A 24,556-nucleotide genomic window follows, 5' to 3' on the forward strand; every position below is an offset into this window, starting at 1 on the left:
GTCCGCTGTCAGCGATGAATATCGTCTGCGAGTGTTTGGTGCGTTAGTGCGTGCGCCAATCAATCCGATCTGCATCGGTGGTAATGGAAACGAGTTTGGAGCGCAGCAGACACACAAGGGTATTGCGAAACGGCCGGTTTCCCCGGTCGCTCAGCCGTGCGTTCGCCTGGGTTCTGATCGCCGGGTTTTTGCTGCAGCCGGTGTTGACCTATCTTGTCACCCCGGTCGTCAGCCATGATCTTGGCGGACAGCAGGTGGTTGTCTGCACGTTGAACGGCAGCAAGATCGTCACTATCGATCTGGCGTCCGATGCTGTTCCGGCATTCGACAACCACGATCATTGCCCGGCACTGAAACTGTTCCAAATGGCGGGTGCCGTACAGCTTGCGCAGCCCGTTGTGCCGCCTTCCCGGGTTCTATTTGCAGCGCATGCGATCGACCATACCAGCGACCGACTACACCGCTCGGTGCGCTTCTCTGCCTACGCCACGCGCGCCCCGCCAATCGCCTGAAACCTATATCCAACCGTTCTAAATAGTTCCTCGATCAAGAGGGTGGTTATGAGTTTCTGTTTGTCTGGCGCGGCGTATGCAACGCCTGGCCGGTGGCGCAAAGGCGGCGTGTTTACAAGCGTGATGTCTTTCGTGCGATCGATCTGCCGCAGCGATATCGTGAATGACGAACCCGGTGCCGCATGCTTCAGGCTATCGGCAGCAGGTCGAGGTTCAGCATGCATGCCGGACCTTGCGAGTCGAAAGAGCAGGGCGTAGGCGTCGTGTCGATCCGTCTGGCGTTCATCGTTTCCGGCATATTTCACACGGCATTGTTCGCCGCTTGGTGGCCTGAAAAGCTAATCGAAGAAAAAGCAGTGCCGGCGCCGGTCGAGCGCGTGACCGTGGCCGTTACCATGTTGAAGCCTGCGCCGCCGGTCCCTCCCGTGTCTGCACCTGAAACCATGCCGGTCTCAGATACGATGCCGGAACCGCCTGCCGTCGTGAATCCGCCGCCGCCCAAGGCAGAGCCACCGGAACCGGTCGTCCAAGCCCAGCCGAAAACGCAGGCTAAGACCGAGAACCGTGTGTCGCAAAAGCCGGTACGCAGACCACGACCGGTGAACAAACCACCGCGACCACCGAAGGTGGCCAAACCACCCGTCAACCAGCTCGCCCGTGTCTCGCCTGTTTCCGTCGATCCGGCACCGGTCAGACTCGCCGATGCAGCCGAGTCACGCCCGCCTGCCCCGACGGTATCGACAACCGAACGGCAGCACTATCTTGCCGCATTGGTCGCCGCGATCAACCGCAACAAGTTTTACCCGCGTGCGTCGCGCCGTCGAGCAGAACAGGGGCAGGTCGTCGTCAGCTTCGTGATCCAACGCAACGGCGAACTGAGCGATCTCGCGATCGTTGAATCATCCGGGTACGAACGACTCGATGAGGCCGCGTTGAAAACGCTACGGCGTACGACACCGTTCAAGCCGTTTCCGCCGAATGTCCAACGCGACAGCTGGCCGATCAAGGTGCCGATCGCTTTCTTGTTGAAACGCTAGCAGGTCACCGATTGCTGTACGCAATACCACGGCGTTACCAAGTGCGCGATCGCCCACAGCTGCGTCGACCTGGCTGGCGCGTTATAGTGCGTCGGCGAGTCGGAAACGGAGAGCCAGCGCGTGCACAAACTGCAGATGTTCAGAAGAACCGTCGCCGTGCTTCTCAACGTGGCGCTCTTGGCATTTTTCATTTGGCTGGTATTTAATCCTCTGCCGCTGTTTCGCGAGGTGCCTGAGAGGGAGTTTGCGTATCTCGTGCCGGCGATCTATCCGGCGTTTAATCTTGTGGCATTGATCCTGTGTTATTCGGCTGCAGGGCCTGCCAGGTATTTCAGACGATTCGTTCTCAGTATCAATTTCGTGTTGCTCGTGATCGGAGTGGCCTTCGGTATTGCGGACGCTGCGCATAACGGTTTCACCGATGAAGAACAGTTTGAGACCTTTTGGTTACTGTTCCCGCCGGTCGTCACGCTGTTTGGCTTCAAGTTAGCGCTGCCTGTCAGCAGACGAATTGTGCGTCACGATCCGTCGCTCGACTACGCACCCGGCTTTGGCTGGGCAAAACGGCATGACGACAATGTGGCGCGGTCTGATTAACGCTGCGAGAGTTGCTGAGTTGCGCGGGGCGTGGATGTAGCATCTGAGGTTCAGCTCTTTATGGAATCGGCTCGTCGGCCAATCTTTTTATGACACTTGCTCAGCAGTATCGATTGCTTTTGTTCGGCAGCCTGTATTTCGCGCAGGGTGGAGCGCTGAGTTACTTCCTTTCGTACAACATCGTGTTTCTGAAAGGAATGGGATACGACGCGGAGGACATCGGCGCCTTTCAAGCGGTGCTGATTCTACCGTTCGTGCTCAAAATTGTTCTCGGGGCGATCAGCGATCGCTTCAGCCTGTTCGGACTTGGCCATCGGCATCCCTATATCTTGCTGGGGCTATTGATCCAGGCCGGTGCGTTCCTGCTCATGCCGTCCATTGCCGATGCCAGGGATTGGCAGCTGTTCTTCATCGCTGCTCTGGTCGGCGCAGTCGGTATGGCTTTGTACGACACCTGCACTGATGGGCTCGCGGTAGAAATCACGCCCGAAGATGATCGCTCACAGGTACAGGGCATGATGGTTGGTGCCCGCGCAGCTGGCATATTGTACGCGATGCTGATGGGACCCTTGCTGGTCGAACAGTGGGGATGGTCTGCGTTGTTCGTAATGGTGGCCGTATTCTGCCTGCCTGGCATGCTGTTGATTATAAGCTTGCGCAAGCTTACGACCGCTTCGCATTCGACGACCTTTAGTTGGCATGCGTTCTCGTCATTCGACAATAGCCAGATTTGGCTGCTTGCGCTGATTGGGGTGCTGTTTGCGTTGGCGCTCGATGGCATCTTGACCTTTCTGAGCTTGAATCTCGCGTCCGCCAAGGGATTTGAGTTGTACAAGCTGAGTTGGGTGCTGATCGCCGCCATGCTGGGTAGATTGGTTGGTGCGACCTTGTTCGGCGTCTTTGCAAACAAACTCGGCTATCGCAATGGCCTTGTCGTGGTTAGCTTCATCGCAGCGAGTGGGTGCCTCGGTCTGGCGGTGGTCGATGCCGAGGCCTGGGTTTACGTCATGGCTGCCTTAATTGGCGTTGCGTACGGCTTCTTTATGGCTTTGTACGCGGCGATGGCAATGACGCTGAGCAATCCCGGGATTGCTGCTTCGATGTTTGCCATCTTTATGATCTTTCTGAATGTCGGTGCCGGGCTCGGCCAGCTCGTGGCCGGCCAGATGACCTCTTCGTACGGTTTTCAAATAATGTCGATCTCCATGGTGGGTCTGCTCGCGCTCAACGTCGTACTCTCGCGCTACGTTCGCACTAGGCAATCGCCATAGCGGAAGGTGGCGGCAGCAGGTGCCGTTAATCTCCGCCGCCGCAGCCACCACCGCCGCAACCCGACCCACCATCTCCGCCACAAGAAGATCCGCCGGAATCGCCGGCACATCCCCCGGTGCACCCGATGTGGCCGGCGCAATAGCCGGTGCCATAGGCGGGCGAGTTTCGATCTTGGCAATCGAGCACATAGGTGAATCCGTTGGGGATGTTCAGCAGAGCGTCGATGCCGAAGATCAGTGGCAGACGGTCGGGTGTGCGTGGATTGATATTGGCTTTTGCGCAGGCCAGCCGCCATGCGCGTCTTATGCCTTCCTGTGCAACGGTCGGCGAACTCATCGCCTCGGTTGGCGTGTGATGTAGAAACCGGCCGAGCGCCTTGCTGCAAAACAATTTGTAACTGCGCGTAAACAGGATGAACTCGTGCCACGCATCGTCGACTACCTGCGAGGGCATCGCGACCATCCGTCGCTTGCCTTTGTTACACATCCAGAAATAGTCCCTGAGCGCGCGAAATACCAGATCGATCTGTTCGTCATCGAGGGTGGGGTGCTTTTCGGTGAGCTTGTCACGCAGCGAGCGGTGAAACTTGTAGTCTTCGATGTAAGCAAGCTGCTTGTCGCGGTGCAGTTTAGCGAGGAACAGCATGATGCCTGTAAGGGAAGCTAGCAAAAGGAATAGATGAAAGCCGTTCACGAGCAGTTCCGTTCTTTAGTTATCAGTGTTGCGGGCATTGTAAACCTGCCAGGGGGGTGGTGATTAATCAGGGTCTTTGACTCTTGGCAGCTCGGTTGTATGGGTGATCTTCAACGACGCCAGATCCACGAGTGTAGAGTGAGCAATCCCGTCGATTTGGTACACCACGATGGCTTGATTGTCTCCGGTTAGATTCTTGCCGATGACATGGTCGAACTGTGGTGCAATCACCGACAATCCCGTTCCGTCCGGATGAGAGATCGCCAACGACACCTTGTCTGCTTCATTCATCACGCCATCGGTGTTGGAATCCACTGTGATGAACTCGTAGAAAATGGCTTTGGTTGCCCTTTCCTTTTGTTCCCCATAGCGGACGGGGGGGAACGGGGCCGAGGAATAAATTATTTGCTGATTGTCAGGGAATAACCAATACGAACGATTGGATACCTTGTCGAGGAACAGGATGTTTTTTGCTGGTCCCGACCTCGGGTCCCAATATCGGCCGCCAGATCCCAGGTAGCCCGATCTCTTCATGGCTACTTGGTCGTTCTCCGATACCAGCGAAATCATTGCCAACTCGGTGCCGGGCAGATCCTGCATGCCTCCTAGTACCCATTTTTCTGTGCCGGAAGGGTCGTCTGCCACATTGGTGACAACGGCAGATTCCTGCGGGTTTTGTGTGAAAGCGCGAATTGCCTCATAACCGATCGATGCGGTGACGACCAATACCGCAATCAGCAGCAATATGCCATTTAGTCGCCAGACCCATTTGAAGAACGGGTTACTATCCATGGACTTCGTCTCCGTGACGTGAAAGATGTCTAGACAAACATATGTGGCCAGATTGAAAGGTTTCGACATTTACTCATTGAATCGTTATATGAACAAACAATTGACCGTTCTTCATTATCGATTCTCTTCAGGAGAAAGGCGCTGACCGATTTCCGCCAGCCTCTGCTGAGGAGCCAATTGAAAACAACTTGGCAGCGAATTACTCGATGCGGACGAAATACTCACGAATATTCAGGTACCAAAACTGCGGATGAGATCCGACGTATATCCAAAACGTGTCATCGTCCTCAAAATGCAGCATCTCCAATCGCCAGTTTCCGTCTTCGTCTTGAGACCTCAAGACAACTTTCGAGTCGTCGGCGGCGACGAACTCGTACTGATACTCCGTTATAGAATGCTCGATTTTCTCTGGTTTTCCGTTGACGGTTGCGAAGTGTTCCTCGAGTTCCAGCGAGTAACTTTTTTCGCGGTATTCAATGATTAAATGCCCGAAGAACTCCCGGAGAAATGCCTTTTCCTGCTCGTTCATTCCTTTCTCATTGGGATCGTTAAATTCGCTGCTGAGCGCCGACGACGACTTCCATTTGCCGAGATAAGATGGTGATGCAGTTGTTGTAGTTGATGCCATAGTCAATATGAGAATCAGAAGAGCTCTCATGGGCGCTGCCCAGAAAGTTTTCGGGTGTTCAGAATCAGCGGGTGGTACGTGCGCAGTAGCGCGAATGGTGCAGCAACGCTGGTGCTTGCGTGATGGACCTGTCATGTCACTATCGTGCATGCAGCGAATCGGCAACGATGAGTCTAGGCTGGTGATGAAGGAAGAGAACCAGTTCTTTCACGGTTGAAACTCGATCGAAGTAGGGATTCTCTTCAGGCCGGTCAGTGCTAATGCCAAGTTCATCTGCGATTTCAAAATAGATATCCTCAAGGTCGCCCGGATCCATGCTGTAGAGTGTGTCGAAACCGTCGTTCGATTCGACTGGAAATGGCCTGTTATCCACCGGTCCTATCCATGCCTGCATCTTGCGATACACCGCTCGCATAACCCTAGTGTCGACGTTTCGATAGTCAAACGACCGTGCGTAAGAACAAATGTTCGATGTCTGCCGATTTGATGCAATCCGTTTCAGCCGGAAGTGCGCTCGGATTTCTGAGACGGCAACAAGAACCAGCAACGCAGCGATGGTGCAGAAGAAATTCATATGGGTTCGTCCAACTTGAGGCTCATGCAATACAGAATTGTCGGGAAAAGCTCAACTTCGAGCAGTGTATCGCTTCCCATTGTTTCGCCGTTGGATGCAGTGCGGGTTCGTCGATTGAAATGCAATAGAGCTAGATTGTGTCATGGATACGAAGATTTGCGGAAAGGGAGTATTTCTCAGTTGTATTGACGCACATAGATGGCTGTTCGTCTTATCGGCAATGCGCTGTGGTTCATCAGGAAGTTAAATCGCTTGCTCCGAAGGCGGTGTCGGTGAAATTCTGTTGGAATAATGAGTATTCAATATGTTTCAATATGCGCCAATGTTTTCTGTGTGGACCCTAGAAAAAGATGAAACTCTTTACTCGACAACGGATCAGTTGGGTGATCTCCCTTCCTTTAATGATTTTGGCAATGACGTCCGCTCCGTTAGCGGCGCCAATCACCGGAGACTTACTGGTTCAAAGCCAGACACCCGGAGCAATTAGCTACGAAGTCACAGAATATCTCGCTGACGGTAGCGCACTTCAAACGTTTGTTCCCGTAGCGGCGCCCGCGTCGTCGGATCTGTGGCATCCAAGAGACCTGGTGATCGCGGACAACGGTAACGTCCATGTGTTCAACGGAACATTCGATCCGTACCTGTCTACTTACGATTCTGCGGCGGACACCTGGACACATGTAACTCATACCGGTTGGAGTACGATCAACAACATCAGCTACGGCGGCATCGCGACGTTAGGTGACAGGGTTTTCGTGACCAATATGTCAACTGCCGGCAAATCTGCTTCTGGCGGCGTTGTTTTCGATACCGCTCTCGGGACCAGTGTTGGATTCGCTTCCGGTATTCAGGCAATTGACCTGAACTTGGGGCTCGATGGAAACCTGTGGCTGCTGGAAGGTGGTATCGCTTATGCGTATGACCCGACGGGTCTGAACCTGTTGGGTTCGGTGTCGTTGGCAGCGGCAGGTGGGGACGTCCGTGCACTCGCAGTAGACGGCCTCGGCGATTTTTTCGTCGCGACCTGGGACGGTTTGGTGGCTCATTTGGCGTCTGACGGTACATTGATCGATAGCTTGCAGCTGAACGACAGCCTTACGGATATCGACCTGTCGGCGAACGGGGTGCTGGCGATTGGCTCGCGGTCGGAAGGCGCTTGGTTGAGTACAACCGACTTGAACGCTGCTACTCAGGTTGCGTCGGGCCGCTGGAACTATTTCGTAGCTTTGGCGCCGTCCGAAGTTCCATTGCCGGGAACCCTCGTGCTATTGAGCTTGGGTATAGGAATGTTGGTGACACCTGCAAGAAGTGCCCGCAGGCATCGCTACTGATTCCTTCGGTTGCGGTGCTACGCGAGCCGGCACGGTGCCGCAACCGACTAGTCAACGACTACTTTCAACAAGCGGTGCCACCGCGTCGTTGAGAATTTCCACCAGCTCGGGATCCATAAATCGGTAGTCGTCTGGAATATCCAAAACGACGATCCGTGCAAAACGGCAGCGATCAGGGAACGCACTTACCAGCCGCTGGCGGTGCTTCTCTTCCATTACGCAGATCAGATCCGCCCATGCAATGTCGGCAGACGTGATTCGACGATGCGCAGACGGGCTGGTGCCGGCCGACCTGACAGAAATGCCAGGTCGGTTTCTCCAAATCTTTTCTGCCGTCGGACTACGCCATTGATTCCGGCTGCATACAAACAGAATATTGATATTCTTCCATGTATTTTTTCGGATAGGCCGTGCCCAGATGCGACGCACGTCTAACCTTGCTTGAGCGGCCGGCAAGGTGCTTCCATTTTTTCGGTAGATGCTGCGCCCACATCGGTCGGTAGACCGGAAACGGCCGGGTTTTTACGTACTTGCCCTTGGGGCCGTCGCCGCAACCAACCGCTTTTGATCTCTTCTGGGCGAATCGCGCATTCTGGTGCCTACGCCATGCCCGCGTACGATTATTGAACATTTCATTCTCCATACTTGTACCAGCGTGCAGCCGCGGTAATACGGAGAATGGACGGGAGTCTCTACTCGGTTCGCCCGAGTGTCAAGTTGCCGAGTCGTTGGGTATCGGTCGGCGAAGGTGCTACAACCTTGCGTTTTCGCCTAAGTCTCGAGCACTGGCTAATTGTCGGCAGAGAACGGTTTGAGCCGGGAGGGCGGGGGTAGTAGTGAAGCCTGGAGCGCAGTGCACGAGTGCCCGACCGCGAAGCCATTTGGTCTTTGGCGATGAAGACCCTACTACCATACTGGAACCCGATTGTGGGTCACGTCCCCCCAATCAGCTTCGCACCCAGTGCAAAAGATCCTGCGATCAGCCCACCAAGTATTACCAGGATGCTCCACAACTGGGCCGGTTTCAGGCCGCTGATGAGTTGGCCTATCGTGAGCTGTGTGGGGTCGATCTCAGCTGACGGGCTTTTGCGTTCTTGTTTCTGCTTGTGCGACTCGGAGATCTTTGACTTCCAACTTGCCAGCACGCCGTTGAACTCGACCGAGTTCAGCGATGCGGTATCGAGCTGAACCCACTGGACGTACCAGTCGTAACCACGCTCGAGCAGGCCCTCGCTTTTAAGCCCCTCTTCGACGACCATCAGCAGCGGATGATCATGCGAATAGGCCATGGCGGCCTCGATCTGATTCCAAGGGGTTGCCAGTTTTACGTCGGAGAGCGCTTTTTGTTTTTCGCCACCGCGTTTGTCGAATCCTTCGGCGAAGTACATGCGTTCGAGCGCGATGACTACTGTGCCGGAGCACTTATCCATCAGCTCGGTGACGGTCTTCAGTGGGGCATCGGAGCTGAAGGTATTGCGTCCGACGGTGTGCGGTACCAGCCCTTCGCTGCGAAGCCGGTCTTCGACGGCGCGAACGAAGGCCTCCTGTTTATCGGTTGCTGTCCCACCGACACTGACGAAAACGTCCAACTCGTTCATTGTTCTTATCCTCCCAAACGCACATCCCGTGATGTGTCACAGCCTACCGCAACTGGCCGCGAACTCCCCTGGGCACGCCGCTCGGTGTTACCAGCGGCTGACCGCAATCTTGACTCAAGGCAGGAACTGCTTCCAGTGGTTTCTCAAAGCCCGTTCGACGATCTTGCTGTCCTGCCAGTTTAGCGGCAAGAGGGTGGGCAGCGCGTGAAGGTAGCGGGCAATGACCTGCTTCTGTTGCTCGCTCAGCAGGTCGTAGCGGAGTAGGTCGTATGAGTCCGGTTCATGTTTGGGATACAGAGAGCTGAGTGTGCCGATCACCCGCATGGATGCCGGCTCATACTGTTGCAGCACCGACAGCATCAATGCAGGTATGTAATAGCGCCAGCCTTCGGGGTCGAGGTGGGCGATGTTGTTGCGCTCAAGCTCGGCCCAGGGCACTGCGTTCCAGGCATCCGTGACCTCCGACAGCGGCAGCTCTCGATATGCCTGCTCGCTGATGTTGTTGCAGTAGTCGTCAAGCGCCTCAGCCTGCCGCAGGCTGAGGCCTCCGCCGAGTGTCACCCCGGCAAACGCGGTGCGAACTTCGCGTTCGAGATGCTCGCGTGTTTGTATGGGCGCTTTCACGGTGGGGCGATCAATTGGGTAAGCAGGGTAAAGAACAGCCGGTATGTGCGGCATGGTCGATAAGGAGGTGGGACAGTAAGAGCTTGGGCAGTTGCACGTTCACAAGCCCTCGAAATAGTGGCAGCTGTTGGCTCGCTGCTTGTCGGCAATCTTGTCGGCGGCAGGCTGGGTGCACTGCTTGGGCGCGCCGCTGCTGAAGTAACGGCAATTCCGGCAGACGCGGGTCGGTGTGCGGCAGCCAGGGCAGATCGAATCGTACTCATAGCCTGCTGTGCTCAGTGTGTAGCCGCAGCGCCAACAGATATTTCTCTTTTCCTCGGTCATCGCAAACCGCAGCGTCTGAGAGCCTGTCGATGAGCATATCCAATGGCATGATCGGATTGCTAGCTTTCGCAGGCGAAAACTCCCATTTCGCAACCGATATCGATCACTCTAAGCTCTGTCCGTCGCGCTGAATCGCCGTCGGCGAGCTACACAGGGACTAAGCGGCCTGTCCCCATCATCCCGTGATCACGGAGGCGACCGAGCGCCATGCTCGGGTGCCCGCAGGGCTGAGTAGCCAGGCAAACGCCGCGCAGTTGAGTATCACTGTGGTCCAGAACACAGCGCGGAATGGTTGCTTTCGTGTCTTGTGCCGCAAGCGGTTTTGCGCAAGCAAAGCACCCGGCCAACCTCCAACGAGAGCCATCAGGTGCAACGTCGTTTCGCTGGTGCGCCAACTGCGTTGCCGTGCCGCCATTTTGTCGAGCGCGTAAGCGATGAACGTAATCAAGCTGAACATCAGGTAGACAACGAAAACCGACCCCGGCACGACCGCCAAAGCAACGGCAGTGCCGACCGCCGCTAGAAAACCTGTCGCCAAAAAAACGGGTAACAGCGCCCCTGAGGGCTTTTGGGTTTTTGTGGATTTGCGTGCGCCCGAAATCGCTGCAGCCTCGGCGCATCGTCTGCCGCGCGAATCGGTAGACAGGGAATAAGTGACGATATCCCCGATGGCCGGGCGACGCGCCCGATTCGCGAACGCTTTGATATGGATGAATACGCGATCGCCACCAGCGAACGGGGTGACGAAGCCATACCCTTTTTCGTCGTGCCAAGCGACGATTTTGCCTTTTGTTCGCACCGGTTCGTTTCTCTAGAACAATCGACAAAGCGGTCTGCTGGACCGGTTGGCGGAGCTATGCGACAAGTCAATCCGAGCGTATGTGGCATGCGCTTCGAGAACACGCTCCACAAGGTCGTCGAATCGGATTTTCAACGTGTTGGAGCTGATATGTATAGGGCCACCAAAGAACTTGGCGTTCATCGCCACCACCCGTCGCTTTAACCCCGATGCTTGCTCAATGTACTTTTCCGGATTTTGAACCTCGATGCTGAGGAATCTCTGATTGTGCATCGTAGTGACCTTGAACCCGATGACATCGGACCACGGGATGAAGCCTGCTGAAACACCGCTGGAGTTGTCGACGATGCCTTTGTCATCGATGACCATTCCTGGCGTGGTGTCGAACATTTTGCGAAGACCGTAGGCAGTACACAATCCAAAGAATAAGACACCGATCACTGCAACAATTTGCACAAACAAGGGGTTTTCCCAACCCACATCTGATGACGCACTCAAATACAGCCATACACCCGCGGCAACAAAGATGCCCGCTGCGAGCGTCAGCAGGAAGATCTTCTGCTTGCTGAGCGGAACGATGATGGCGGAAGGGCGTGGGGTCATGAGTTGCCTAATGCTGAGCTAGTGGAGGCCGCAGTTCACCAAGTCGATCGCAAATAGCTATTTTTGTCTCATCAACGATTCGCCTCACATGAGGTAATTTGTCGGCAACACGGCGCCGACCGTTTATCCTCTACATCGATTCATCCAGATGCGCACTCCAAATCTTTGCTGCCTTTGCGTGTTGATCTACGCCCGTAAAGAATGAGTCTAGCAAGTTGTGAATATCGGATCGTAGATGCTCCGACATATCCAGTACCTTGGGTCGGTGTACGGCGAAATCTGTGTGGTCGGACAATGGAGTATATGGCACAGCCACGACCACGAACCCCGGGGTATCGCCGTAGCTCCTAAACTCAACGATCAGTGCGTCCTTCTTGCCGGCATCCAAATTGATTCGACCGTCAAACACCAATACTGCCGCCGAATAGCCGTTCAGATTGATGTTTAACCTTTCCTGGCGCGCTGCGACGCCTTGTTCTAATCGATGGTATGCAAGACGTTCCACCACTCTTTCGCCTTTGCCGGAGAGATAGCCATAGATCGGGATGAGTGTTTCACCATCAGAAACTGACCATACTGCATGGGCCGCTAAGTAGCCCGCCAATATCGCTGCGTTAATCATGACAAGTCCTTTTGCGCGATATCTAAGTGTTCTTAGTAAGAGAATTGTTTGAGTCCAATCCCACGGTAGTACGAAGGTTCGGCGCTGAGAATGCTGCCAGCACGATTTGCGATAGTTTCGGCTCTTCCATCCACGATATCGCCGCTGTATTAGAACTGGTCCCAAACCAGCGGCAATGTCAAATTTTGGTTGTTACGTGGTTTTGAGACCCAGGCTTTTATCACGTCGTGCGATCTACCGACAATCCCAGCACCATGTCATTCGAACCAGTGCTCCCATTCCGCACAGTGAATCCGGGTTCATGGCCCTCATTCCGACCCGCGTATTTTGGAACGTGTTGCAGTGTGTCACAGGGTCTGCGCCATCCGTTCAACCAGCAAGACCTCGTTGAGCGGCTCACCACTGAGAAAGCCTCGATGCGTCGAAATCTCACAACAAAGTATCGCGGCCTATTGCCACATAATCTATTGTTCAAGCTCCCTCGCTGTCGGAAGAAAGGTTTTCACCTCCGCGGGTTTCAAGCGAAGCTCGATGCGGAGTGCGTGACGCCCGGATCGGCATGCGGAACGGTCTGACCGAACTTTCATGTGTTGACATCTTTTCCCATCAGCATTTCGTAAACACGTTCTGACCGACCTTCCTCGAAACCGCATCTGTCAATGTAGGTTGCCGGATTCGCCCATGTACCAAAGACCAAATCCCATAGCGGTAGGCCATAGTTGTTTGCGTGATGGTTCAATTGATGGTGTACCCGGTGCATCTCGGGCCGTTGAACGACATAGCCCACCCATGGCGGCGATTTCGTGTCCGAATGAATATACAGATTAAACAAGCTTACATAGAGAATGGCCCAAGCCACGGCGGAGCCAGAAAAGCCGAAGATCAGGTATGCCACGCAGCTAGTAATAAGAGTTGCAGCGATGGAATCGAACGGATGGGCAAAAAAAGCGGTCAGCGCTTCAATCCGAGATGGGCTGTGATGTAGTTGATGGAAGATTCGCCAAAGGCGATCTGATGCGTGCATGGCACGGTGCCACCAGTAGGCAACAAGACTCGCCACCAGGAATGTGAGCGCACCGGCGATTGTGGGGTGAAACGACGATTCAAGGTGCCAGATCGAGTTCCCTGCGAAAACATCCGCGAAAACGTAGCCTGCCCCAATTGCCGCAGACATCTGGAGAATGTTGATCGATGCAGCCAAGATAAGCCATCGGTTGTCGCACGTTGCCTTCGAAGCCGGTGCAACTACTTCGCGCGTAAAGATCGCCACGAAAACCAGAAATATTACGATATAAACTACAACTTCCATTTTGCTTCTTGCCTCACTCCTTGGTAAGCGGTGGACGGTGCGGAACGCCGTTTGCGCCAGCGTGGCAAATGGTGCGGTGTGCTGCGTGGATTGAACGCTTTGTTAGGTGTTCAATCGTCAAAGTACTGCCCTCGTAGATTTGGAGTCCTTTGCTTTATGGCGTCATTAAAATGCCGACGTAATTTTGCTACTGTCTCTGTTTCATCTCACCCATGACTTTGCTTTAAGCCATTTGCGATATGTTGCGCAATGTCGCTTAGTATGTTTCCCCACGCCCATAGTTCATCGACATCGCAATCATCGGCATCCTCGTACATTCCTAACAATAAAGAAATATTACAGGTTCCGTTTCCAAGCCAAACTCTGGCCATTTCAGTTGCTTGATCATCGCCATCGTTTTCAGGTGGTATTGGTAATTCATGCATTGTTCGACCCGCACTGGGGATCCTGAGTAGACTTTGTGTTGATAGGTCTCCGCCTAACGCCCAGCGAATTGACGGCTAGTGTGGAGCACTTGTTGCGCCACAATGACTAGGGCAGGCACATGCAGGTGTGGAGGGCGAGATGCCTGCGAGAACCTAGTGAACGACTTGCTGTGCTTTTTGCTCATAACTTATCGAAGCTCTTGACGCGCCTTGGGACAGAGATAAGGCAAGAGCGTACCTCGTATTCCCAGCTGTGAAGCATGTTCGAGCAGGCAAGTTGAAACAGCGTTTTCTAACGCACCACCGTTTTCGACCGCATAATTCAAAAGCTCCGAAAATGCTTTGGTTTTCTTCGGCTGACTTTCGTTCAGATACTCTGCACTCAGAGGGGCGAACGTGCTAATCACCGAATGATAGGAAAAGTCCCCATCTTCGTAGCCATACTCCTCTCCGCCATTCCATTCTTCGAAAAACCTCGGGAATAGCGCAATAAGACGATCTACCAATTCGTTGGGCGCTGCGATTGAATCCTTCATAGGCATAACAGCGAATTAGCTCGCGTAACGTCGAAGAGACGTGTACGGCTGCATGGCAAACCCGATCAGGCAGTTCGTTCTACCGTATACGCAGTATTCTGAGTTGTGATACCCAGCCGGCTGGGCACATGGAGTTTCCGTCATTGGCGTTGCCGCTTCCTTTGCGAGTTAGATGGCTAGAACGGCGGTTCCCTGCGATGTTCACTCGGATAGTCGATTCGATCAAGTTTCGTCGGACACGCAGCAAAAAGCCCGGCACAAGGCCGGGCTGTCATCTTCTACGGGTTTGGTCGTGGTACCTGGCGCGTCAATTGCCGAGCCGGCGACAATCAATGAAGTTGTCGAAAAAGCCTGTGGCTAAGCGGGATTCATGATTAGGTTTGGTACCGTCAGGACATTGGTCTGCGTCGAGCTCATTGCGTCTGCCATCCTGTCCCTCTATCAAATGCGCTTTCGTATCGCCGGGATTCCGAATAGGAGACCGGCCAAGAGCATGGCGGAGGTCGGCGCAGTGGGTACTGAAACCTCGACCTCCGGGGCTGCGTCAATACCAAACTCGTCTACGGCCAACGCAGGCGCCCGTGTGCTGGTCGGTATATTGCCGATCGTAAAGCTTACGATCATTGTGTCAAGACCGGTCCAGCTGAGGGTGCCGTCGCCACGATCACCCGGTACGGAAGAAGTAATCTGGCCGCCGATGTTTACCAAGTCACCGGTAAGCGTTGTGGGGTCTCCGATATTGAAGTCGGTCAGAAATTCATCTGGTGGCAAAACAAAACTGATGCTCAGAAAAAACTCGCTAATTGGTTTATCGAAAGAGAAGGCGACGAATGCGGGGTCGGTATTTAGCAAGTCACGAAACGAGGTTGCGCCAAAAGGTTGGGTGTTGCTTGTCGTTAAGGTTACCTCGACATCGCCAAGCGTTGTGGTACCGCTGAACGGAGTTCCCGACCCGAATGCAAAATCGGAAGTTATCAATGCAGCCGAAACGGTGCCAATGGACCCGATCGATAGACAGATAGCTATAAATATGGCGCGAAGCATGGTTGGAGCGAAGTTCACTATTTTTCTCCCTATTCAGTTTGAGGCCGGAAAGGCAGATTCCCAGAAAAGGAAAGCGCGTTTTTGCAGCAATGAAATAATCGGGAATTGCTGACAGACGGGCCTGCGGGTGCGAGTGGGCAGGCGATGTGACGGGAAGTTCAAGAGGAGGTTGCGGTTCCATCGCCTGTCACTGAGTTTCCTTTCCGAGGTCGATTTTTCTGTCGGACCAGAATTATATTCGCGTCAAATGCTATTCAATGCAAGTTAGTGAGGCGTGCACGCAATAAAAAAGCCCGGCACAAGGCCGGGCTTTCCAATTGGCAATTGCCGCGTCGCCGCAGCGCGATCTATCGAATCACTTATTCTCGCGATTGTCGATCAGGTTATCGACAACGCCCGGATCGGCGAGGGTAGAGGTATCACCGAGGTTCTCCAACTCGTTAGCGGCGATCTTACGCAGAATGCGGCGCATGATCTTGCCCGAGCGGGTTTTTGGCAGGCCCGGTGCCCACTGGATCAGGTTGATCTTGGCGATCGGACCGATCTCGTTGCGCACCAGTTTCACCAGTTCGCCTTTGAGTTCGTCGGTGCCTTGTTCGCCGGCCATCAGGGTGACGTAGGCGTAGATGCCCTGACCGGTGAGGTCGTGCGGGTAACCGACAACAGCAGCCTCGGCGACCTTGTCGTGCAGCACCAGTGCCGATTCGATCTCGGCAGTACCCAGGCGGTGACCGGATACGTTCAACACGTCGTCGACACGGCCGGTGATCCAGTAGTAGCCATCTTCGTCGCGACGTGCGCCGTCACCGGTGAAGTAGTAACCGGGGAACATCGCAAAGTAGGTTTCGAAGAAACGCTTGTGGTCGCCGTATACGGTGCGCATCTGCGAAGGCCACGGATGCTTGATGGCGAGGTTGCCTTCGGCCGGGTTGCCGTCGATTTCGTTGCCCTGATCGTCGAGCAGCACCGGCTGCACGCCGAAGAACGGCTTGGTGGCCGAGCCGGGCTTGAGCGGGGTGGCGCCGGGCAGTGGGGTAAGCATGTGTGCGCCGGTTTCGGTCTGCCACCAGGTGTCGACGATCGGGCAACGCTCGTCGCCGACCACACGGTGATACCACTCCCAGGCTTCCGGGTTGATCGGTTCGCCGACGGTGCCGAGCAGGCGCAGTGAAGTGCGCTTGGTTTTCTTGACCGGCTCTTCGCCGGCGCCCATCAGCGAGCGGATGGCGGTCGGCGCGGTGTAGAAGGTGGCGACGTTGTGCTTGTCGCACACCTGCCAGAAGCGTGAGATATCCGGGTAGGTCGGGATACCTTCGAACATCAACGTGATCGCGCCATTGGCCAGCGGGCCGTACACGATATAGCTGTGGCCGGTGACCCAGCCCACGTCGGCAGTACACCAATAGACTTCGCCGTCTTTGTAATCGAACACGGTCTTGTGCGTCATTGCGGCCTGCAGCAGGTAGCCGCCAGTGGTGTGCAGTACGCCTTTCGGCTTGCCGGTCGAACCCGAGGTGTACAGGATGAACAGCGGATCGTCTGCGTCCATCTCTTCGGCCGGGCAATCGGCCGACGCGGCGCCAACCGCTTCGTGATACCAAACGTCGCGACCTTCGGCCCATTCAACCGGTTCGCCGCCGCGCTTCACGACGATGCAGGTATCGACCTGCGGGCAGTTGGCGATGGCGCGATCGGCGTTGGCCTTCAGCGGAACCTTCTTGCCACCACGCATCGACTGGTCGGAGGTGATGACCACTTTACAGTCTGAATCGTTGATGCGGTCTTTCAACGCGTCGGGCGAAAAGCCGCCGAACACGATCGAGTGCACGGCGCCGATGCGGGTACAGGCCAGCATGGCGACAGCGGCTTCAGGGACCATCGGCAGGTACAGCGATACGCGGTCGCCTTTCTTCACACCACGGTCTTTCAGCACGTTGGCCAGTTTGCAGACCTCTTCGTGCAACTCCTTGTAGGTTATCTTGCGATCTTCGTTCGGATCGTCACCTTCCCAGATGATGGCGACCTGGTCGCCGCGGGTCTCGAGATGACGGTCAAGGCAGTTGTAAGCGACATTGAGTTTGCCGCCTTTGAACCAATTGATATGCAGGTCGTCCTTGCCATACGACCAGTCGAGTACGGTGTCCCACTTCTTAAACCACGTCAGGTAATTTTCTGCCTGCTCACCCCAGAATCCTGCCGGGTCTTCGACTGAGCGCTTGTACATCTCCTCGTATTGTTCTGCGGTGACGTTGGCCTGTGCTGCGAATTCGGCGGGTACGGGGTAGGTCTTGACCTCTGACATGGCTCCTCCGGGTAGGATTTATAGAAGTTAGTCGGACATTCTTTGAATTCGGCGAATGGACTGTCAACGTCGCACTGTATTAATTCGCTTGATGATGAGCATTCTGCGATCGTTGCTTGCGTTGCGACATTCTCAGATTTTTGACGTTCTTGGCGTCGCGGCGCAATTCATCCGAGTGGCAAAGATAAGGGGGGCGACACGCATTGTCGACCTTCTTTTTGCACTCGCAGCAAAGATATTTTCTATTGTCGACAATCGAATTGTTCAAAGTGATCGTGCAACGCTGCGCGTATTAATGATGCAGCGATTTCAGTCGTTCAGTAAATGCTGATGCGGCTGGTGACAATGCCACGCCGCGCCGTGCGATCACTGCGAGGCGACGCTCGATGCGCAGCCCCTGTACCGGGATCACCACCACATCGCCATGCGGTTCGACGCCCAGCTGGCTGACGAAGGCGAGGTTGCCGGTGGTGGCCACCATGCGCAGGATCGCCGGGATCGATCGCAGCTCCATCACAACGTTCACCTCGACGCCGGCATCGCGCAGCTTGGCATCGATGATCTGGCGCAAGGCACTGCCGGCCTCGAACGCAACGAATGCCTGGTCGGCAAGATCGACGATACGCACGCGTCGGCGTTGTGCCAGCGGATGATCGTGGCGTGCAACCAGCACGATGCGGTCGTCAGTGAGCATGGTGATATCCAGCTCACGGTCACGCACGGGCAGGGTGACCACGCCGAGTTCGAGGTGGCCGGCCACCACGTCGTCAGCAATCTCGCTACTACCGGCCTCGCGCATCTGGAAGCGCACCTGCGGGTAGGCCGCCTGAAACTCGGCAATCGCTTCAGGCAGGATGAACGATACTGCCGTCGCACCGCCACCGATGCGCACGGTGCCGCCTTCAAGTCGCTGATGACTCGACACCAACTCGCGCATCTGCTCGTAGCGCGCCACGATGCCGAGCGCCTCGGACTGCACCAGCCGGCCCATCTCGGTCAGCGTTGCCCCTTTTCGGCCCCGCACGAGCAGTTCCACGCCCAGGTGTTGTTCGAGCTGTTGCAGACGGCGTGACAGTGCCGGTTGGGTAATGCCGATCTGTTCGGCGGCCTCGGTTATTGCGCCGATTTCAGCCACCGCCAGGAATGAGCGCAGCAAGACCAGATCCATGCATGCAAAAATATCATGTTATTTATGCAAAGTATCCATTTTACGTATGTTTTTGCCTTTGCTAATTTGCCCGCCCAGTTAGCCGGGCTGAGCGCTCAATGCGCCGTGGCCCGGTAGAAACCAGGGTTTAACCACCAGCGGGGCACGCGCCGACTAGACTCGGAACATTGCCCGCCATACAGCTCATGAGGTGAACAATGCTCGAAGCCTATCGCAAACACGTTGAAGAACGCGCCGAACAGGGTATCCCGCCGCTGCCGTTGAACGCAGAGCAGGTGAACGAACTGGTCACCATGCTCAAGGCGCCGCCGGCCGGCGAAGAAGAAACCCTGCTCGATCTGCTGATCAATCGTGTGCCGCCGGGCGTCGATGATGCGGCTTACGTCAAAGCCGGCTTCCTGTCTGCCGTTGCCAAGGGCGAGGCCGAATCGCCGCTGATCGACAAGCGCAAGGCGGTCGAACTGCTGGGCACCATGCTCGGTGGCTACAACATCCAGCCGCTGATCGACCTGCTCGACGATGCCGACTTGGGCGAGCTCGCCGGCGAACAGCTGAAGTACACCCTGCTGATGTTCGATGCGTTCCACGATGTTGAAGAAAAGTCGAAGGCCGGCAATGCCAATGCCAAGGCGGTCATCCAATCGTGGGCCGATGCCGAGTGGTTCACCCGTAAAGACAAGGTCGCCGACGAGATCAAACTGACCGTGTTCAAGGTGCCGGGCGAAACCAATACCGACGACCTTTCGCCGGCACAGGATGCCTGGTCGCGTCCCGACATTCCGTTGCACGCGCTGGCCATGCTGAAGAACGCGCGCGAAGGCATCGTCCCGGATGATCCGGGCAAGGTCGGCCCGATCAAGGCCATCGATGAACTCGAAGCCAAAGGCCTGCCGCTGGCCTATGTCGGCGACGTGGTGGGTACCGGATCTTCGCGCAAGTCGGCCACCAACTCGGTGCTGTGGCACATGGGTCACGACATTCCGTTTGTGCCGAACAAGCGTGCCGGTGGCGTGGTGCTCGGCGGCAAGATCGCGCCGATCTTCTTCAATACGGTTGAAGATTCGGGTGCACTGCCGATCGAATGTCCGGTCGAGAAGATGAACACCGGCGACGTGATCGTGATCAAGCCGTATGCCGGCACGATCGAAAACGAAGCGGGCGAGGTGATTTCGGAGTTCTCGCTCAAGACCGACGTGATCCTCGACGAGGTGCAGGCCGGTGGCCGCATACCGCTGATCATCGGCCGCAGCCTGACAGCCCGTGCACGCGACTCGCTCGGCCTGGGCCATAGCGATGCATTCCGTACGCCGGTCGATCCGGAAGATAGCGGCAAGGGCTTTACGCTCGCGCAGAAGATGGTCGGCCAGGCCTGCGGCGTCGACGGTATTCGCCCGGGCACCTACTGCGAGCCGCGCATGAGCACGGTCGGCAGCCAGGACACCACCGGCCCAATGACCCGCGACGAGCTTAAAGAACTCGCGTGCCTCGGCTTCTCGGCCGATCTGGTCATGCAGTCGTTCTGCCACACCGCGGCCTATCCGAAGCCGGTCGACATCAATACCCAGCACACGCTGCCGGACTTTATCCAGACGCGTGGCGGTGTATCGCTGCGTCCGGGCGACGGCATCATCCACAGCTGGCTGAACCGCATGCTGCTGCCCGACCAGGTCGGCACCGGCGGCGATTCGCACACCCGCTTCCCGCTCGGTATCTCGTTCCCGGCCGGTTCCGGCCTGGTGGCGTTTGCCGCGGCCTTGGGCGTAATGCCGCTGGATATGCCCGAATCGGTACTGGTCAAGTTCACCGGTGAGATGCAGCCGGGTATCACGCTGCGCGACCTGGTCAACGCGATTCCTTACGAGGCGATCAAGCGTGGCCTGCTGACGGTTGAGAAGCAGGGCAAGAAGAACGTCTACAACGGTCGTATCCTCGAGATCCAGGGCTTGCCGAATTTGACCGTCGAGCAGGCGTTTGAGCTGTCGGATGCCTCGGCCGAGCGCTCCGCCGGCGGTTGTACGATTGAGCTTTCGGAAGACTCGGTCGCCGAGTACCTGCGTTCGAACATCGTCATGCTGCGTTGGATGATCGACAATGGCTACGACGACAAGCGTACTCTCGAGCGTCGTGCGCGTGCGATGGAAGAGTGGCTGGCCAACCCGTCGCTGATGCGTGCCGACGAAGACGCGGAGTACGCCGAGGTCATCGAGATCAACATGTCCGAGATCAAAGAGCCGCTGTTGGCTTGCCCGAACGATCCGGACGACGTCAAGACCTTGTCTGACGTGGCCGGCGACAAGATCGACGAGGTGTTCATCGGTTCGTGCATGACCAACATCGGTCACTTCCGCGCGGCCGGCAAGCTGCTGCAGGCAGCCGGCGAGGTGATCCCGACCCGTCTGTGGATCGCACCGCCGACCAAGATGGACGAGCACGTGCTGATGGAAGAGGGTTACTACAACATCTTCGCCACCTCCGGCGCGCGCACCGAGATGCCGGGCTGTTCGCTGTGTATGGGCAACCAGGCGCGCATCGCGGCCAACTCGACGGCGGTGTCGACCTCGACGCGTAACTTCCCGAACCGTTTGGGCCAGGGTGCGAACGTGTACCTGGCCTCGGCCGAGCTGGCGGCGATCGCGGCGGTACTCGGCAAGCTGCCGACGCCGGCCGAATACATGGAATACGCGGGCAAGATCGACAGCATGGCGCCGGAGATCTACCGCTACATGAACTTCGACCAGATGCCGGAGTTCGTCGAGTCAGCCAAACGCGGCCAGGAGGTCGTGCTGAAACTCGCGATTTGATTTCTGGCGTAATTCGCATGCTCTGTCAGACCCCGGCCATTGGCCGGGGTTTTTTGTGTCCGCGCCGGCTGAACACCTGAGCGCAAACTTTGTTAGCATCGGCAGATGCCAGAGGCCGGGCGAATCAGAATAAAGAGGTAGGTATGCCGCTGCTGACGAAGTTCATCGCCAACCAACGCTATGCGATGATCGCACCGCACATCCGGGGTGACGTGCTCGAGCTGGGGTGCGGCAACGCCCAGGTGCTGGCCGAGCATGCCGACAAGCTCACCAGCTACTCCGGTGTTGAGCGCTCGCCCAAGCAGATCGAGAAACTCAAGGGTCTGTACCCCGACTCAACCTTCTATCAGCGCGATCTCGACAAGGACCAGCTGAACATCGATCGTCAGTTCGACTGCATCCTGATGATCGCCTTGATCGAACATCTGTTCAATCAGCAGTTCGTGATGGACCAGGTCGCCAAGCTGCTCAAACCCGGCGGCGTGATTGTGATCACCACGCCGACGCCGATCGGCAACGATTTTGTACACCGCCTGGGCGCGTCGGTCGGCTTGTTTTCGAAGATGGCGGTCGACGATCACATCGTGCTCTACAACCGCCACCGTTTCCGTATCCTGGTCGACGAGGTGGGCCTCAAGCTCAAATCGCACCGCTATTTTCAGCTGATGTGCAACCAGCTCGCCGTACTTGAGCGACCGGCGACGTAGATCGCCACAGCGGTTTGTGGCGCCTGGGTTTCGCGCCAAAATGCGGTTTCAATCACAAAATTGATGTCCATTTCTCAGTTTGATCGATCGGATTTGTGTTCCTGGGCGGGCGACTTTAGCCTGCATGCCCGAGCGGTCGCTCTAAATGATCATGACCGCCTTTGTGACCTTGGAGGGAGTTCAATGCTGGTTCGCCATTTTGTGCCGTTTGTTACTAGTTCAGCGGTAGCTGTGTTCCTTGCCGCAGGCCAGGTGTCTGCTCAAGAGGTGCCTTTGCTGCCGCCCGGGGCGAAGCCTGGTGAGTGCTATACCCGGATCTACGTGCCGCCGCAGTACGAAACGAAAGTCGAAGAGATCGTGGTTACGGACGGTACCGAGCATGTCGAGATCATGCCGGCCCAGTTCAAGTGGGTCGAGAAGCAGGTGCTGGTCAAAGAAGAAAGCGAAAAGATCGAGGTGATCCCCGCAAGCTTTAAGACCGTCGAAGAGAAAGTCGAAATCAAGCCGGCTACCGAGGTTCTGAAGATCGTTCCGGCACAGTTCGATGAAGTCGAAGAGAAGGTGTTGGTACGCGAAGGCTATACCACCTGGAAAACCGGCCGTGGCCCGGTCGAGAAGATCGACGCCAGTACCGGCGAGATCATGTGTCTGGTCGAGGTGCCGGCAGAGTACAAAACCATTCAGCGCCGCAAGCTGATCACGCCGGCGACCACCGAAACCGTCGTTGAGCCGGCCAAGTACAAGGTCGTCAAAAAGCGGGTTATCGACAAAGCCGCCGAGACCAAAGTGACCAAGATCCCGGCCGAGTATGTCACCGTCAAGGTGCAGGAGCTGGTCGAGAAGGCCAAGCCCGAGCGTGCGCCGGTACCGGCCGAGTTGGTCGAGGTCGAGAAGATCATGAAGGTGCAGGACGGTGGCCTGGAGTGGCGCCAGATCCTGTGTGAAACCAACATGACGCGCGACGTGGTCGGTCAAATCCAGGCGGCTCTGAAAGAGCAAGGCGTCTACGGTGGAACGATCGATGGCTCTCTCGGCCCGATGACGATGCGCGCCGTGCGCAATTTCCAGAAGTCGAAAAACCTGGCGTCCGGGCAACTCACGATCGAGACCTTGGATGCGCTGGGCGTGAAGCTGTAAGCCGCCTCGCAACCTCAGCTACGCTAACGAACCGCCCCCTATCGGGGGCGGTTTTTTTTGCGCTGAAATTGCGAAATCTTCAAGAGTCTTGACGTAGCCCCTGGCATATTTCCACACTGGCCTCATAGATTTTTGTTATTGCGCTATGACCTCAGTCCGGTGTAGCGTCCACTTTGAGGGCTAAAGGGTAAGGGAAATCCCTAACGTGAATTTACAAATGTTCCGGGAACTCCCTTAACCGAAACCCGACTAAGTTGAGAACTGAGCCGGTTTTGGCGTGATCGACGGCTTCGTTTCTCGAAATTTGTTGCTCGTTTCACCAACCAACGTTGTTGGAACCTGTACAAAGTTGGTGCGATCAAGGTAGATCGACACCGGAAGTAAAGGTCCTGTGCTGAAGAAAATGGATTTGTAATCAGTAGGATGCGGTAATCAGGCGCGATTGGGCACGTTTGCTGCAGAGCACAATTAATTACGCGAATTCCCTTAAGGGTATTCATCTTTCTAATGACAGGTCGATATAGATCACATCAAGAGTTATGCAGAAGGCAGTATCAACATGCTATCCGAGAATGAAACAGATCGACATCGCACCGAGCGTACTTCGGGAGTAGGGCGTCACGCACGCAAACACCACGACCAGTATTCTCATTATTCCCACGAAATGCCGGAAGACACGAAGGAAGCGACCGGTAGGGTCATCATTCGGGCCGTACCCGTCATCTATGCCGGGGTTATCGGTCATCTCACCGACCATACCGTCGTTTCGCTGATCCTAGGTCTGGCCCTGTCGGTCGGACTGGATCTGGCCATGGGCAAGCACTCCATCGTCCGTCCCATGTGGCGAACCTGCTCCGTAGCAGGATGCCCCCTGATCGCGGCCGCCTCGCGCACCGTTGCGAAGGTCATGCGTATGCTGGGTATGCATCCGCCGTCATCGATGCGCGATATGCGCTGTGGCGTATCCTGATGATGTTTGATTAGCGGCCCCTGCGCGGGGCCGCTTGTCGTTCGATTTCCGGCTTTTCTTGCCATCAGGTGGCCGCACACTGGTCGCCGCGCTTTCTTCTCCGCCCCAATCTCCGTTTAACCTGCCAGCTCACCCGCGTTGCGACGCTGCG

26 protein-coding genes are annotated in these 24,556 nt (G+C 56.0%); 9 read left to right on the forward strand and 17 right to left on the reverse strand.

From position 1 onward, the window contains the following. Positions 1–83: 83 nt before the first annotated feature. The 4 genes from B1781_RS09555 to B1781_RS09570 all read left to right on the forward strand — a co-directional run bounded on the left by B1781_RS09555 (position 84) and on the right by B1781_RS09570 (position 3,417). Positions 84–512 (forward strand): DUF2946 family protein, encoded by a 429-nt coding sequence (locus B1781_RS09555; RefSeq protein WP_164513322.1) that lies wholly within the window; start codon positions 84–86, stop codon positions 510–512. A gap of 218 nt (positions 513–730) precedes the next feature. Then, positions 731–1,549, forward strand: a complete 819-nt coding sequence (locus B1781_RS09560) for an energy transducer TonB (protein WP_164513323.1) — start codon at positions 731–733, stop codon at positions 1,547–1,549. Between the two features lie 120 nt (positions 1,550–1,669). Then, positions 1,670–2,146, forward strand: a complete 477-nt coding sequence (locus B1781_RS09565; RefSeq protein WP_078119452.1) for a hypothetical protein — start codon at positions 1,670–1,672, stop codon at positions 2,144–2,146. 89 nt (positions 2,147–2,235) lie between these two features. Continuing rightward, a complete protein-coding gene (locus B1781_RS09570; protein ID WP_078119453.1) occupies positions 2,236–3,417 on the forward strand; it encodes an MFS transporter in 1,182 nt (393 codons plus the stop codon). Positions 3,418–3,442: 25 nt separating this feature from the next. On the opposite strand, the gene B1781_RS09575 is transcribed toward B1781_RS09570, so the two are convergent. The 4 genes from B1781_RS09575 to B1781_RS09590 all read right to left on the reverse strand — a co-directional run bounded on the left by B1781_RS09575 (position 3,443) and on the right by B1781_RS09590 (position 6,105). After that, positions 3,443–4,063, reverse strand: coding sequence for a glycine-rich domain-containing protein (locus B1781_RS09575; protein ID WP_078119454.1), 621 nt, complete (start codon positions 4,061–4,063; stop codon positions 3,443–3,445). Between the two features lie 111 nt (positions 4,064–4,174). Further along, complete coding sequence (locus B1781_RS09580) at positions 4,175–4,903, reverse strand: hypothetical protein (protein WP_125931992.1); 729 nt, start codon at positions 4,901–4,903, stop codon at positions 4,175–4,177. A 199-nt stretch (positions 4,904–5,102) separates the two neighbouring features. Next, positions 5,103–5,681, reverse strand: a complete 579-nt coding sequence (locus B1781_RS22920) for a hypothetical protein (protein WP_125931993.1) — start codon at positions 5,679–5,681, stop codon at positions 5,103–5,105. Further along, positions 5,671–6,105, reverse strand: a complete 435-nt coding sequence (locus B1781_RS09590) for a hypothetical protein (protein WP_078119457.1) — start codon at positions 6,103–6,105, stop codon at positions 5,671–5,673. The genes B1781_RS22920 and B1781_RS09590 overlap by 11 nt, the downstream gene beginning before the upstream one ends. A gap of 350 nt (positions 6,106–6,455) precedes the next feature. On the opposite strand from B1781_RS09590, the gene B1781_RS09595 reads away from it, so the two are divergent. Next, positions 6,456–7,436 (forward strand): hypothetical protein, encoded by a 981-nt coding sequence (locus tag B1781_RS09595; RefSeq protein WP_125931994.1) that lies wholly within the window; start codon positions 6,456–6,458, stop codon positions 7,434–7,436. A gap of 51 nt (positions 7,437–7,487) precedes the next feature. On the opposite strand, the gene B1781_RS23430 is transcribed toward B1781_RS09595, so the two are convergent. The 13 genes from B1781_RS23430 to B1781_RS09660 form a co-directional block, all read right to left on the reverse strand. Further along, the gene (locus B1781_RS23430) at positions 7,488–7,652 is read right to left on the reverse strand and encodes a hypothetical protein (protein WP_334223943.1); all 165 of its coding nucleotides are present in this window, start codon (positions 7,650–7,652) and stop codon (positions 7,488–7,490) included. A 124-nt stretch (positions 7,653–7,776) separates the two neighbouring features. After that, complete coding sequence (locus tag B1781_RS22925) at positions 7,777–8,067, reverse strand: hypothetical protein (protein ID WP_125931995.1); 291 nt, start codon at positions 8,065–8,067, stop codon at positions 7,777–7,779. A gap of 301 nt (positions 8,068–8,368) precedes the next feature. Continuing rightward, the gene (locus B1781_RS09605; protein ID WP_078119459.1) at positions 8,369–9,034 is read right to left on the reverse strand and encodes a hypothetical protein; all 666 of its coding nucleotides are present in this window, start codon (positions 9,032–9,034) and stop codon (positions 8,369–8,371) included. A 114-nt stretch (positions 9,035–9,148) separates the two neighbouring features. Beyond that, complete coding sequence (locus B1781_RS09610) at positions 9,149–9,658, reverse strand: DUF6714 family protein (protein WP_078119460.1); 510 nt, start codon at positions 9,656–9,658, stop codon at positions 9,149–9,151. 499 nt (positions 9,659–10,157) lie between these two features. Beyond that, positions 10,158–10,781, reverse strand: a complete 624-nt coding sequence (locus B1781_RS09620; protein ID WP_078119462.1) for a DUF1294 domain-containing protein — start codon at positions 10,779–10,781, stop codon at positions 10,158–10,160. A gap of 12 nt (positions 10,782–10,793) precedes the next feature. Next, positions 10,794–11,384: an STM3941 family protein gene (locus tag B1781_RS09625; RefSeq protein ID WP_078119463.1), complete on the reverse strand. Its 591-nt coding sequence runs from the start codon at positions 11,382–11,384 to the stop codon at positions 10,794–10,796. 130 nt (positions 11,385–11,514) lie between these two features. After that, positions 11,515–12,006, reverse strand: coding sequence for a hypothetical protein (locus tag B1781_RS09630; protein WP_078119464.1), 492 nt, complete (start codon positions 12,004–12,006; stop codon positions 11,515–11,517). A 583-nt stretch (positions 12,007–12,589) separates the two neighbouring features. Then, entirely contained in the window at positions 12,590–13,315 is a 726-nt protein-coding gene (locus B1781_RS09635) for a sterol desaturase family protein (RefSeq protein WP_078119465.1), read from the reverse strand. A gap of 206 nt (positions 13,316–13,521) precedes the next feature. Beyond that, the gene (locus tag B1781_RS09640) at positions 13,522–13,740 is read right to left on the reverse strand and encodes a DUF5076 domain-containing protein (RefSeq protein WP_078119466.1); all 219 of its coding nucleotides are present in this window, start codon (positions 13,738–13,740) and stop codon (positions 13,522–13,524) included. Positions 13,741–13,928: 188 nt separating this feature from the next. Further along, complete coding sequence (locus B1781_RS09645) at positions 13,929–14,276, reverse strand: DUF7674 family protein (RefSeq protein WP_078119467.1); 348 nt, start codon at positions 14,274–14,276, stop codon at positions 13,929–13,931. Between the two features lie 441 nt (positions 14,277–14,717). Beyond that, positions 14,718–15,338 (reverse strand): hypothetical protein, encoded by a 621-nt coding sequence (locus B1781_RS09650; protein ID WP_125931996.1) that lies wholly within the window; start codon positions 15,336–15,338, stop codon positions 14,718–14,720. A 337-nt stretch (positions 15,339–15,675) separates the two neighbouring features. Then, the gene (gene acs / locus B1781_RS09655) at positions 15,676–17,622 is read right to left on the reverse strand and encodes an acetate--CoA ligase (protein ID WP_078119469.1); all 1,947 of its coding nucleotides are present in this window, start codon (positions 17,620–17,622) and stop codon (positions 15,676–15,678) included. Between the two features lie 292 nt (positions 17,623–17,914). Further along, the gene (locus B1781_RS09660) at positions 17,915–18,790 is read right to left on the reverse strand and encodes a LysR family transcriptional regulator (protein WP_078119470.1); all 876 of its coding nucleotides are present in this window, start codon (positions 18,788–18,790) and stop codon (positions 17,915–17,917) included. Positions 18,791–18,987: 197 nt separating this feature from the next. Between B1781_RS09660 and acnB the strand changes: the two genes are divergently transcribed. The 4 genes from acnB (at position 18,988) to B1781_RS09680 (ending at position 24,405) form a co-directional block, all read left to right on the forward strand. Next, positions 18,988–21,591 carry a bifunctional aconitate hydratase 2/2-methylisocitrate dehydratase gene (gene acnB / locus B1781_RS09665; RefSeq protein WP_078119471.1) on the forward strand — a complete coding sequence of 868 codons (2,604 nt, stop codon included), beginning with the start codon at positions 18,988–18,990 and terminating at the stop codon, positions 21,589–21,591. A gap of 143 nt (positions 21,592–21,734) precedes the next feature. Further along, positions 21,735–22,298: a class I SAM-dependent methyltransferase gene (locus B1781_RS09670; protein ID WP_078119472.1), complete on the forward strand. Its 564-nt coding sequence runs from the start codon at positions 21,735–21,737 to the stop codon at positions 22,296–22,298. A gap of 252 nt (positions 22,299–22,550) precedes the next feature. Further along, positions 22,551–23,435: a peptidoglycan-binding domain-containing protein gene (locus B1781_RS09675; RefSeq protein WP_164513324.1), complete on the forward strand. Its 885-nt coding sequence runs from the start codon at positions 22,551–22,553 to the stop codon at positions 23,433–23,435. Between the two features lie 664 nt (positions 23,436–24,099). Beyond that, complete coding sequence (locus tag B1781_RS09680) at positions 24,100–24,405, forward strand: hypothetical protein (protein WP_078119474.1); 306 nt, start codon at positions 24,100–24,102, stop codon at positions 24,403–24,405. Positions 24,406–24,556 lie beyond the last annotated feature (151 nt).

Origin of the sequence: Thiosocius teredinicola (genome assembly GCF_002009425.1) — a bacterium.
GTDB lineage: Bacteria > Pseudomonadota > Gammaproteobacteria > Chromatiales > Chromatiaceae > Thiosocius > Thiosocius teredinicola.